Here is an 11,908-nt window from a genome sequence, read left to right as displayed (position 1 = left end):
AATCCGAATAGTACGTAAGACCATGGTAGTGGTCGCCTTGGAGCGCGTGGACAAGATATTTCCGCCGAACGTCGTAGCCCTTAAGGACGTCAACCTCAAGATAAACGACGGCGAGTTCTTCGTAGTATTGGGCCCCTCCGGCCACGGGAAGACGACCTTCCTGAGGGTGCTCGCCGGCTTGGAGGTGCCGACGAGGGGCAGGATTCTCTTCGACGACGACGTGATAGTGGACACCGAGAGGAAGATATTCGTGGAGCCGCCCAAGAGAAACGTCGGCATGGTGTTCCAGAACTGGGCCCTCTACCCCCACATGAAGGTCTTCGACAACATCGCGTTTCCCCTAAAGATAAAGAAGATGCCCAAGAAGGAGATAGAGGCCAGGGTGAAGGATGTCGCCGAGATATTGGGCATAGGGGAGCTCTTGGACCGCTACCCCCGCCAGCTCTCGGGCGGCCAGCAGCAGAGGGTGGCCATAGCGCGCGCCCTCGTCAAACGCCCGCGTCTCCTGCTCCTGGACGAGCCCTTCTCGAACCTGGACGCCAGAATACGCATAAGCGCCAGGGCCTTCGTGAAGAGGCTGCAGAGGGAGTTGAAGATAACCACCATATTGGTGACCCACGACCAGCAAGACGCCTATTCGGTCGCCGATAGGCTCGCGGTCTTGAGGCGGGGCGTGATACAGCAGGTGGGCAACGTTGAGGACCTTCTGGACAGGCCCGCAAACCTCTTCGTGGCGACCTTCCTCGGCGATCCGCCCATGAACGTCTTCGAGGCCAAGCTCGTGAAGGAGGCCGGCGGCTATCTGGCCGACGCCGGCCCGTTGAAGATACCTCTGCCGAGCTCCCCCGCGTTGGCCGAGAACGTGGGGAAGAAGGTGTACGTGGGTATTAGACCCGCCGACATGTACGTGGCCGAGGCCCCGCAGAGCGAAGACGACGTCGCGATACCCAAGGGCAGAGTGAAGATAGTGGAGGTGACGGGTTTCGTCACGACGGCCTTGATCGAGTGGGACGGTCTGGAGGCCAGGGTCGAGGTGGTGGGCAGGCCTCCGCCCGAGGGGGCCGAGACCGCGGTGTACGTGAGGCCCCAGAAGATCAAGGTATTCGGCGAAGACGAGAGGGCCGTGCTGTGAGCTACGAGGTACTGGCCTCCGCGCCGGGCCGTCTCGACTTTCTGAACACGCACCAAGACTACAAGGGACTGCCGGTCGTGTCCGTAGCGGTCAACCTACGGACGCGCGTCAAGGCCCGGCGCCTGCGCGGGACGTGTAGGGCCAGGTCCCTCAACACGGGCGAGCCCGCGGAGTTTAGGCCTGGCGAGCCGCCGGCGGGGAGGGGCTTTGCGGACTACGTGAAGGCCGCTGTCGCCTCGCTGCGTAGCTCCGGCGTCGATGTGGGCGGATGCGAGCTGGAGGTTGTCAGCGAGATCCCCATAGCCTCCGGCATGGCCTCAAGCGCCGCGCTCCTCGTGGCGACCGTCGGCGCCCTATCGGCCCTATGGGGAGGGCCCACGGATCCCGCCTTCGTGGCCGAGGCGGCCTATCGCGCGGAGAGGGAGGTGATGGGCATACCGTGCGGCAGGCTGGACCAGTACGGATCCGCCTTCGGAAGGATCTCCCTGATCAACACGAGGCCTCCCTACGACGTGGAGCGGCTTGAGCTGGGCGAGGGCGTCTTCGTGGCGCTGGACAGCGGGGTGCGCCACTCGACGGCCGAGGTGCATCCCCAGAGGCAGAGGGAGCTCGACGAGGGGCTGAGGGCGCTGCTCGCCGTGGCGCCGCCCGGCATAAGGGAGAAGCTGTCGGAGCGGCATTGGGAAGTCAAATGGGAGGAGTTGGACGAAGATGAGCTAGAGCCATATCTCGGGAGGATCCCGCGCGTGTACGCCAACCGCATCCTCTTCACGATCAGGATGCACAGATCGACCATGGTCGCCCTGGAGATATTGAGGGGCAGGAGGGCCGAGGCGCCGTATCTGCCGCCGCTGGACGGCGAGGACTGGAGGGCGAGGGGGGTGGGGGCCGTCATGACGTATCAACACGGCCTTCTGCGCGATCTGTACGATGTCAGCATTCCTCAGCTGGACAGATTGGTCGAGGGCGCCTTGGCCAGAGGCGCGTACGGCGCCAAGCTGTCGGGCGCAGGCCTAGGCGGCATCGTCATGGCTCTGGCGCCCGAGCCGGCGGCAGACGCCGTGAGGGGAATCGGCGAGGCTCGGAGCTGGGTCTTGAAGGTCGACGACGGCCTCCGCGTGGAGTATCTATGAGCGAGATAAGGCGGGATCCCACCACCGGCGACTGGATAGTGGTCGCGCCGAGGAGGCTGGAGCGGCCTTGGCAGCCCGAGTCCTTCTGCCCGTTCGACCCAGGCGCGCCCGAGACAGGCCATGGGTGGGACGTCTTGATCCTGCCCAACAGATATCCCGTCGTCTCCGCCGACACGCTGCCGCCCCGGCCCGACGGATTCTACGAGACGGCGAGGGCCTACGGCAGGGCCTTGGTCGTCGTCGAGACGCCGAGCCACGACCTGGACGACCTCAGCGATCTGCCCGTGGAGCAGATAGAGAAGGTCCTGCGGATGGTGAGGGACGAGGCCGCCAGGGCCGCGTCAGATCCCGGCGTCCTGTACCTGCTCTACTTCAGGAACAAGGGGAGGGAGATAGGCGTGTCGCTCACCCATCCGCACAGCCAGATATACGAGCTGCCCGTAGTGCCGGAGCGCATAGCGAGAGAGCTCGAGAGGGCTGAGGAGTACTGGCGCAGCCGCGGGCGTTGTCTCCACTGCGACGTGGTGGCCAGGGAGTCCCCCTCAGGCAGGTCCCTGCTGAGGGGAACCCGCTGGACCGCCTTCGTGCCGTACTACGCCAGATGGCCGCATGAAGTCCACGTCTATCCCCTACGCCACGTCCAGCTCTTGACCCAGTTGGACGACGAGGAGCTCGCGGAGCTCGCCCGCGTCCTCAAGGCGGTCCTCTGCGCCTTGAAGAGGGCGGTGGGGAGGCCGATGCCCTACATGATGGTCCTGCACCAGGCCCCCCTGAGGGGCGACCATCGGTACTACCACCTGCACTTCGAGATCTACGGCATGTATAGACCGGACGGGAGGCTGAAATATGCCGCCAGCGCCGAGACGGGGGCGGGGATATACACTCTGGACACCACGCCGGAGGACACCGCCGAGAGGCTCAGGAAGGCGCTCGCCTCCTGCCGGAGAGATACTTCTTGATCGGGGACAGCAACCTCGAGAGCCCTCCTCGCCGTCACCGCCTCGTGCCGCCCTGGGCCACACGCCGAGAGAAGTAGATCTTTATAATTTTTATTTAATTTTCTCAAGTCCATGTATGGGAAAAGTATATTGAGGTACAAAGCGCCGGGGCGTCAGCCTCATACTGATGGCCGTAGCGGGCATAGACTCCTCATCATGAAGACCCCCAACAAGGACCCAGACATAGTAGTCTTTTTCCCACCACTTCAAAATGTATAAGAACCGATTAGTCTCTGAAAACACTTTTATATTCGCCGGTTGTCCCAACTTCCGTCTGTATACAGAACGATCCTATGGGGTCTAAACTAGGCTAGCGTCGACAACAATCTTAATAAGTCATTTTGGTTATAAACCCTATGCGCACAGGTCTAGTTGTAGGCATTGTGGTGGTAGTAATAATTGTGGCCATAATCGCCGCCCTCCTGGCGAGGCCACCAGCCCCCGCCCCGCCGGCGACCACGGTGACCACATCCCTCATCACGACCTCGGTGGTGACCGTAAGCGGCCAACCCACGACGGTGACGGTCACAGTTACCCAGCCGGCGACTGCCACCACCGCTACGACTACCGCCCCTGCTACGATAACTTTCTATACCTGGTGGGCTGGCTTGGAGAGGTTCGCCATAGACGCGGTCATAGGCAACTTCACCAAACTCTACGGCATAAACGTCGAGAAGACTGCTGTGCCGGGCGGGGCCGGCGTCAACGCGAAGATAGCGATACTCACGTTGATACAGGCGGGCAAGCCGCCGGCCGCTTTCCAAGTGCACTGCGGCCCCGAGATGATAAGCTACATATACGCCGCCCCCAACGGCGCCAATAGCTTCGTCAACATGACCTCCTACGCCCAACAGATAGGGCTGATACAGCAGGGCCCCGGCGTAGCCTGGTCCTGCTCCCTCAACGGGGCCATGTACTCCCTTCCCGTGGATGTACATAGGGCCAACTTGATAATGTACAACAAACATCTACTCGACAAAATCGGCGCATCCGTGCCTACGACGGTCCAGGACCTCATAGCGATGTGTCAGAAGGCGGCCGCCGCCGGCATACCTTGCCTAGTCTTGGGCGGCGCCGACCAGTTCACTCTGTTGCAGACATGGGAGAACGTATTCCTCGCCGTGGCAGGCCCCTACAAGTTCATGCAATTCCTATACGGCACGTTGCCGCCGAACGACCCCTCCATAGTCCAAGCCACCCAGCTCTACCTCAACCTGACCAAGTACCTCTCGCCTGACTGGGCCGGCGTCGACTGGACGGGCGCCGTCGCCGACGTGGTGCAGGGCAAGGCCATCGCCCATGTCGACGGCGACTGGGCGGTCGGCTTGATACACAACGTGTATCCTAACGTCACCATGTGTCCGGTCGACAACATAACGCCCAACTGCGACATAGTGTTCGCCCCGTTCCCCGGCACGCAGGGCGTCTACAGCCTCGTCATAGACTCGGTGGCCGTGCCCGTAGGGCCCGAGGCTCAGTACGGCATAGAGTTCGCCACGTTCTTCGCCGGGCCTAGAGGACAGGCCATATTCAACCCAATAAAGGGCTCCATAGCCACCTACAAGAACATCAGCGCATCTATCTACCCGACCACTGTGCAGCAGTGGGAGGCCCAGCAGTACCGCGACGCGAGGTTCTACGTCTTCTCGTTGACCCACGGCGGCTTGTTCTCCGACGTATGGCAGAACCTACTGCAGCAGGTGGTCGTGTTGACGCAGACAGGGAGGGCGGATCTGTGGTACTCGACCGTGGCGAAAGCGCTCTCCACCGAGAGGCAGGAGTGGAGCGGCTGGTACATGGGCTTCCCCAACAACAAGTTCTGGGGCAACGCCACCTCCTAGCATGAAAACACAACTTTTTTTCTTGATCCCAGCCCTTTTCTTCGCGGGCGTCCTTTACTATTTCATGCTCTGGAACGTCTATATCTCCATAACCAACTACTCCATACTGCATCCTCGCCCCCAGCTCGTGGGCCTGGAGACCTTCGCCTCCCTGTTCTCGGACCCGGACTTCGTGTCGGCGTTGGCGAGGACTCTGTTGTGGGTGGTCGTGCTGGTCGCGGCCGGGAACCTCATCGCTATATTGGTGGCGTCGGCCATATACAACATCGAGAGCCTGCGGGCCAGAAACGCGGCCACGGCCTTCTTCATATACCCCCTCGCGGTCTCGCTCGCGGCGTCCGGCATAATCTGGCGTTGGCTCTTCGACCCCGATAGGGGTATAGACGCGGCGCTGGGGGCCAAGATACTCTGGCTACAGGGCGACAACGCGTTTTGGAGCGCGGCGCTGGTCTCCGTCTGGGTGTACGCCGGATTGGGCGTCCTCTTCTACCTCGCCATGTTCTACAACGTGGATAGGTCCCAGATAGAGAGCGCCTATATAGACGGGGCCGGCACCCTCTCCGTGATGCTGCGGGTCGTGCTGCCCCAGTCGAGACAAGCTCTGATAATAGCCACCGTGTTCTACACGCTCTTCGCCCTGCAGATGTTCGACCTGCCCTACACCATGCTCTTCCTCAACCCCTTCGTGTCCACCCTAGTGATATATACCTTCTTTAAGTTCGCGACGCTGTATTTCGCCACGGCCAGCGCCACGGCCGTCGTGATCCTGGCCCTATCGGCGGCCATAGTCATACCGTATTCCATGTTCGGCTTCAGGAAGTGGCTGAGGATATGAAGGCCCGCGTAGTCGTCTCGTATCTAATCATAATAGCCATGGGGGCCGTCTGGGCGATTCCGCTCTACGCCATGGTGGTCGGCTCCCTCAAGAACTTGTCCGAGGTGATGACGTCCTCAGTCCTGTCCCCGCCCACCGCCATCGACCCCAGCAACCTAGCGTCGGCGGCGGGTCGCCTGGCCGTGCCCCTGTTGAACACCGCGATCGTGGTGATCCCGGTGGCGTTGGCGGCGGCGTTCGTAGGGGCCATGGGGGCCTACGCGTTGATGCGGCTTGCGGGGTCCATCCGCGATGGGCTGATCACCGGGATCGCCGTGGCGACCTATCTGCCCTACCAAGTGGCCTTGGTCCCCCTCGTCGACTTCATGAAGACATTAGGCCTATACAACACGTTGCCGGGCCTAGCCCTGGCGTTCTCGATCTTCTACATCCCATTCGCCACATTGATGATGTTTATCTTCATGACGGCCCTCCCCAGACAAGTGGTGGAGGCCGCCGAGATAGACGGCGCCTCGGACTTCACGCTATTCAGAAGCGTGGTTCTGCCCCTTATGGGCCCCGGCTACGTCTCCACAGCCATATTCCTGACGATACAGGGCTGGAACAACCTGTTCATACCTCTGGTGCTCACCAGAGGCTACGGGAAACACGTCATGTTGACCCTCTTCAGCTTCACGGGCCAGACGGGCAACGTCTACAACCAGATGTACGCCGCGGCGCTTATAGCGTCGCTACCGCCCCTCCTCGTCTTCGTGGCGTTGGGCCGCTACTTCATAAGAGGCCTATTGGCGCTCGGCACAGGCGGCAAGGCCTAGAAGGCGGACCGCTGAATTTATTATCCGCCGACGCATATGGACGTGGGCAACGCATGTGGGCGCGCGTTTTTCGACCCGAGGCTTAGGGAGAGGTGGGCCGAGCTGTTCGATGGATCCGCCGGGCTGGAGGCGGTAGGCCGCTATGTGAGGGGATGCCGCCGTTAATTCCGCGCCTCGGCGTGAGGAGAGTTGGGAAGACCTCCGTGTTGAGGAAGTCAGATCTGATGAAGAGGAGCAATCGCAAGGCCCAGCGGTTCTCTGCCGCTGGCGTCAATGTCTTAAACAGCCGGATCGGAGCGTCCGTGAGGCCGGGTCGCCTGGACATCGCGGGCCCCATCGCGCTGTCCAGCCCGCATCGTAGAGTCGGGACCGGCGAGCCTACGTCCGACGCTTCGGCGCGGACGGATCGGCGTTATGCATCCCGGCCTCGTCTAGACGCCGAGGGGCGCGCCGCCTCTGCCGCAGGTCGGCCGCGCCTGGCCGGGCTCGGGCCCTTTATGGAGGCCCTCCAGGCCGATGCCCCTGGCGCCGATGGCAACGGCGTGTCGGAGGCAGGAGGCGCGACGTGCATCAAGCTGCTGACCCACCCCGCCAGCCTGCCGGCGTCCATACTGCCGGTCTCGGCCATCGTCGGTCTGATGATCTCCGCGCTGTCTATCCCGGCCGGCTTCGCCGCGGTCGCGGCAGCCGCGGCGGCCAGCGCCCTGCTCTACGACAGAGACAGGAGGCGGTTGACGGCGTTGCTCGACTCGGTTGGATGCGACGGGGTGCTGAGGAGGCCTCTCCTCGCCGCGCCTGGCTACGTGTACTCCTACTTCGACTTGGCTGGGGAATACAGCAGACAAGACTACCGATTCGAGCCTAGCGGCGACGCGCGGATGTTCGAGGCGTTCGACTGGGGCCACGCCTCGGGGTATCTCGCCGCCGCGGGGCACGACTGGCTCCTCCTCTGGCTTCCGGCCTACGAGATACGGGACGGCTGTTGCCCGGGCTACCACATCGCCGCCGTAACGCCCAGCCTGGTCCGCGACAGAGGGCCGGCGGAGCTCAGCCTCCATACTGAGGAGGGAGACTACGCCAAGGCGGAGGTGCGGGTGAGAGGCGGCGCGGTCGAGGCCGCGCTCGAGTTCCGGCCCGTGAGGGCCAGGTCGGCCCGCGTGGAGATGGCCGCCGATCTGGGCCCGAAGAAGCTCAAGACCAGATTGGCCGAGAGCAGAGGCGGGCTGTCCACAGGGGCCGTCCCCGTGGCCGGCAGACCCGGCGTCTACGTGCTCAGGGGCGCCGTCAGTCCCTCGGCGGCTAGAAAGATAGGCATAGAGCAGGGCCAGATATGGGGCCTGGGCCTCGGCAACTACAAGGCGAGGCTCGTCATAGACAGGCCCTGGAGGCGCGGCGCTGTGGCCGAGGCGCCGCTCTAGCCGAGCCGCCGATGGCGCCGGCCACCGACGCAGACGGCCGCCGTCTTTGACGGCGACCAGCCAACACGTCGCAGACATCCCTCGGCCCCTTCAAGGACCTCCCTATGGAGCGGCTCGGTACGGACAGACGGCTATAGTCGATCGAAGGAATCACGTATGTCGCCATATCCCCCTCGGCTATGCGTTCAGCCGAGCCCGAGTCGGCGAGGGCCTCTCGACATGGGGCCGATACGAGTCGCTCCGCCTATACCGCAGAAGATCCCCGCGTCTTGAGGGATAAAAGCAGTCGCCGCATACGCCAGCCAGAGCGGGTCTACGGCTACTGCCCCCCGCGTTAAGATGCCGCCGAGCCCCGGAGTACGGCGGCGCGCGTTGGCGGATGGCGCAGGAGTCCATCGACGTGACCGCTCAGCTGGCGGGGGGCGTCCGTCAGACGGCCTTCGCATCCACGACGCGGCGGGCGAGCCTAGCGCTGTCCGGCGGCTTTCCTCTTGGCCTCCTCCTCGAGCTGCGCCACGACCTCTTCGACTTTCCTCACGGCGTACTCCACTTCGTCCGGCTGGTAGACGCCTTGGTAGAAGGCCTCCTCGTGTAGGGTCTTCATGAGGTCGCTGTAGAGGGCCCTCAGATCCTCCCTGCCGATCTTCCTCAAGATCTTCCTCCTCTCGCCGTGGCTGACCGGCTCGACGCCCTCGACGACGCCTATGTAGGCGTTGACCGCCACCACGAGGGCTAGGAAGGCCTTATCGGCGGCGTTTCTGTACAGAAAGGCGTCGTTGAGCCTCAAGGCCTTTCCGAGCTCCTCCTCGGCGTATTTGAGGATCTCCCTGGCAAGGCCGAAGCCCATGGCCTCCATGACATTTCATCCGCGTATAAAAATGCGGGACGCGCAACGGCGAGGCGGGCGGGGGCATACGCTCTGGACGCCGCGCCGGAGGACGCCGCCGAGAGGCTCAGGAAGGCGCTCGCCTCCTGCCGGAGAGATACTTCTTGATTAGCTCCTCCACTTCGCCCAAGCCGTCCCTCACCTCCACGGCCCTGCCGCGGTCCACCACGGCGGCGGTGGGGACGCCGGTCACCACTGCGTCTATGGAGAGGGCGTACTCGTGGGCGAGCTCGTAGGCCAGCTCCGGGTCGTCTGCGAGGCGTCCGACCTTCTCCCTCACGCAGCTTCTCAACTCGCCGAATCTGCCTCCGGCGTACTCCAGCTGCTCCTCTATGGCCTTGGGCTCGTTTCGGACCGAGGCTGTTATCTTGAACAGCTCCAGGATGTATTTAACCCGCTGGACGGGGTCGTCCACGCAGAACGCGGAGAGGTTCGCCAGATAGGACCCCTCGGCGGTCCTCGGAGAGCCGGCGTCCTTCCAGATGGCGTAGTGGACCGGCAGATACACCAGCTCGAAGTAGGCCCCGGAGGACATGAGGTCGCCCCAGACATCCAGAGCGGCCCTGGCGCAGAACGGGCAGTTCACGTCGTAGAACTCCACCAGGTAGGGATTCTCCTTCTCGCCCACGCGGGTGACCAGAGCCTCCATGTGTCGGGAGATGGAGGCGCTATTTGAGCCTTTCCCTACACAAGTTTTATATCCTCTAGGGTCTTAACATTGAATGCGGAGGGTTGTCGTGGTGGGCGGAGGGATAGCCGGGATCTACTTCGCGTATAGGCTCCTCCAGGCGACTGAGGCCGAGGTGCTGCTCGTGGAGCCCAAGCCAGTGCACGAATTCGTCATAGGCATACCTATGGCGTACGGCGGCCTGGTGGACTTCAAGGACTTGATATTTCCCTTGACGCAGATGAGGAGGGTTAAGCACGTCTGGGACCACGCGGTGGCTCTGGACGGGGGGTGCGTCAGGCTGTCCAGCTCGCAGTCGGCGTGCGGCGACTACGTGGTGCTGGCTCCCGGCTCCTACAAGCTGGGGACGGCTGAGTACTGGAGCGTCGAGGGCTCCGAGAAGCTGTACGGGCTCATGAAGAAGGCCAAGGCGGTGCGGTTCGTGGTGAGCGAGTTCACGCCGGTGATAGGGTTCCAGGAGATGGCCTACGCCGTAAAGACCAGATTCCCCGACAAGGAGGTGTCGATCCACCTGGTCTACGTCTCCGACGACTATCAATTCCTGCTGGAGCCCTGGAAGGCCAAGGCCAAGGAGGCGGGCGTCGAGGTGACCGACGACCCGCCGTCCCATAAGGCCGTCGACGAGCTGCACATCTCCGTGCCGGCGGTCAGGCCCCACCCCCTCGCCGCAGGCCTCGACTTAAGGCCGGAGACCTTGGAGACGCAGTACGACCGCGTGTACCTAATAGGCGACTCGGCCCTGCTGAAGCTGGGCCTTCCGCCCATCGGCTGGGGATCCCTCTGGCAGGCCTCGATCGTGGCGCAGGCCATAGCGTCGGAGATCAGCAGGGGGTATATCGACATATCTCCCGACGAGTGGAGCTCCCAGACCGACGCCGACTCCTTCAAGAGGTGGCTGACCTACAGGATGGTCACCGGCACGCCGCTCGTGCACCTGAAGGGCCTCTACCATATCTGGGCCCGCGACGTCGTATCCTCGTTGTGAGCAAAGAATTTAAGGTGGGCCGCAACCGGCCTCGTGCTGGTCGAGGCGAGGCTGGCCTGGGGCTCCTTGAGGGAGAGGAAGGGCAGAACCATCGGCGCGATCGTCGGCGTGTTTATAGCCTTCGTGGCGCTCACCGAAGCCCTGGCCCTGGGCAACGCCTTCAGATCCTCCGCGTTGAACCTCTTCGAGGGGCTGGGCGTCAACAACGTGTTCGTCCTGGGGAGCTTCACCGACGCCGACGTCGCGCTGGTGAAGACCTACGTGGCCCCGTACGCCACCGCCGTGGTGCCCATCTCATCAGCTATAGCGTCGGTCAGGCTCCCCAGCGGCGTCGTCGAAGGGGTCACGCTCTACGGCATACCGAGCGACGGCATAGGGGTCATCGTGCCGGAGTCGGCCGTGTACGACGGGTCCAACAACGTCGGAGGCGGCCTGGCCCTGGTCGGCTATTTCGTCGCCTTCGATGAAAACACCGGAGCCCAGCTGCTCAACGTGGGAGACCCGTTGCCGTTGAACTACCGCGGGAGATCCTACACCTTGGCGATATCCGGCATACTGTCCGCCCAGCATCCAGGCCCCATCGACACGACCACCTCCGTGATCCTAGACGAGTCCCAGTTCCGGGCCATCACGGGAGATTCGACATACCGAGTGATCGTCGTGTCGCTGAAGAGCGCCCAATACCTCGACGAGGTGCAGAATCTGCTCAAGGCGGTGTACCCCAACGCCGAGGTACTCAACCTCCAGTCCCTAGTTCAGACGGTCAACCAGTTCTTCACAGGGCTGGAGCTGTTCCTGGGCATAGTGTCGGGCGTCTCTACCGTCATAACGGCGCTTTGGCTCTACGACACGATGACGATATCGGTGCTGCAGAGAACCAAGGAGTTCGGCATACTGAGGGCCGTTGGCTTCAAGAGAAGGCAGATAACCGCCATGATGCTCTACGAGGCCCTAATAATAGCGGCTATAGGCATAGCGGCGGGCGTCGTGGCGCTGATACTGCTGAGCTTCATCCCGATAAGCTTCTTCCCGCAGACGGCCGCCCCCCGCGGCGCCTTCTCTCGAGCGAGCCCCTCTCTGAGCGTGCCCTGGAATATAGGGCTGGCGACCGCCGCGCTCGTCGTCACAGTCAACATGCTGGGCGCTCTGGCGCCCGCCATCAGGGCCGGACGGCTCA

Annotated in this window: 12 protein-coding genes; 10 read left to right on the top strand and 2 right to left on the bottom strand. The window is 63.0% G+C overall.

All coding sequences use genetic code 11. From position 1 onward, the window contains the following. The first annotated feature begins 22 nt into the window (after positions 1-22). The 8 genes from glcV to B7L68_RS00480 all read left to right on the top strand — a co-directional run bounded on the left by glcV (position 23) and on the right by B7L68_RS00480 (position 8,172). Positions 23-1,132 (top strand): glucose ABC transporter ATP-binding protein GlcV, encoded by a 1,110-nt coding sequence (gene glcV / locus B7L68_RS00515; RefSeq protein WP_081245725.1) that lies wholly within the window; start codon positions 23-25, stop codon positions 1,130-1,132. Next, a complete protein-coding gene (locus tag B7L68_RS00510; protein WP_081245724.1) occupies positions 1,129-2,265 on the top strand; it encodes a galactokinase family protein in 1,137 nt (378 codons plus the stop codon). Before glcV ends, B7L68_RS00510 begins: the two co-directional genes overlap by 4 nt. Continuing rightward, positions 2,262-3,224, top strand: a complete 963-nt coding sequence (galT, locus tag B7L68_RS00505) for a galactose-1-phosphate uridylyltransferase (RefSeq protein WP_081245723.1) — start codon at positions 2,262-2,264, stop codon at positions 3,222-3,224. Before B7L68_RS00510 ends, galT begins: the two co-directional genes overlap by 4 nt. 395 nt (positions 3,225-3,619) lie before the next feature. After that, positions 3,620-5,104 carry an ABC transporter substrate-binding protein gene (locus B7L68_RS00495; RefSeq protein WP_081245721.1) on the top strand — a complete coding sequence of 495 codons (1,485 nt, stop codon included), beginning with the start codon at positions 3,620-3,622 and terminating at the stop codon, positions 5,102-5,104. A gap of 22 nt (positions 5,105-5,126) precedes the next feature. After that, positions 5,127-5,939 carry a carbohydrate ABC transporter permease gene (locus tag B7L68_RS00490; RefSeq protein WP_238136250.1) on the top strand — a complete coding sequence of 271 codons (813 nt, stop codon included), beginning with the start codon at positions 5,127-5,129 and terminating at the stop codon, positions 5,937-5,939. Continuing rightward, entirely contained in the window at positions 5,936-6,754 is an 819-nt protein-coding gene (locus B7L68_RS00485; RefSeq protein ID WP_081245786.1) for a carbohydrate ABC transporter permease, read from the top strand. The genes B7L68_RS00490 and B7L68_RS00485 overlap by 4 nt, the downstream gene beginning before the upstream one ends. Positions 6,755-6,790: 36 nt before the next feature. After that, a complete protein-coding gene (locus B7L68_RS09005; RefSeq protein ID WP_255408286.1) occupies positions 6,791-6,919 on the top strand; it encodes a hypothetical protein in 129 nt (42 codons plus the stop codon). Positions 6,920-7,251: 332 nt separating this feature from the next. After that, the gene (locus B7L68_RS00480; RefSeq protein WP_143615268.1) at positions 7,252-8,172 is read left to right on the top strand and encodes a hypothetical protein; all 921 of its coding nucleotides are present in this window, start codon (positions 7,252-7,254) and stop codon (positions 8,170-8,172) included. A gap of 466 nt (positions 8,173-8,638) precedes the next feature. Here the strand turns inward: B7L68_RS00480 and B7L68_RS00475 are convergent, their stop codons facing one another. Further along, positions 8,639-9,019, bottom strand: a complete 381-nt coding sequence (locus B7L68_RS00475) for a PaREP1 family protein (protein ID WP_081245785.1) — start codon at positions 9,017-9,019, stop codon at positions 8,639-8,641. 106 nt (positions 9,020-9,125) lie between these two features. Further along, positions 9,126-9,707 carry a disulfide bond formation protein DsbA gene (locus B7L68_RS00470; protein ID WP_081245718.1) on the bottom strand — a complete coding sequence of 194 codons (582 nt, stop codon included), beginning with the start codon at positions 9,705-9,707 and terminating at the stop codon, positions 9,126-9,128. Positions 9,708-9,780: 73 nt separating this feature from the next. Here B7L68_RS00470 and B7L68_RS00465 point away from each other — a divergent pair, with 73 nt between their 5' ends. Beyond that, on the top strand, positions 9,781-10,731 hold the full coding sequence (locus tag B7L68_RS00465; RefSeq protein ID WP_081245717.1) for an FAD-dependent oxidoreductase: 951 nt from the start codon (positions 9,781-9,783) through the stop codon (positions 10,729-10,731). Between the two features lie 33 nt (positions 10,732-10,764). Next, positions 10,765-11,908, top strand: a 1,144-nt coding sequence (locus tag B7L68_RS00460; protein ID WP_081245716.1) for an ABC transporter permease, incomplete at its 3' end; no start/stop codon positions are given.

Origin of the sequence: Thermoproteus sp. CP80, from assembly GCF_002077075.2 — an archaeon.
In the GTDB taxonomy this organism is placed as follows: Archaea; Thermoproteota; Thermoprotei; order Thermoproteales; family Thermoproteaceae; genus Thermoproteus.
Note: the sequence above shows the minus strand (reverse complement) of the source record. Positions and strands in the feature narration are given on the sequence as shown.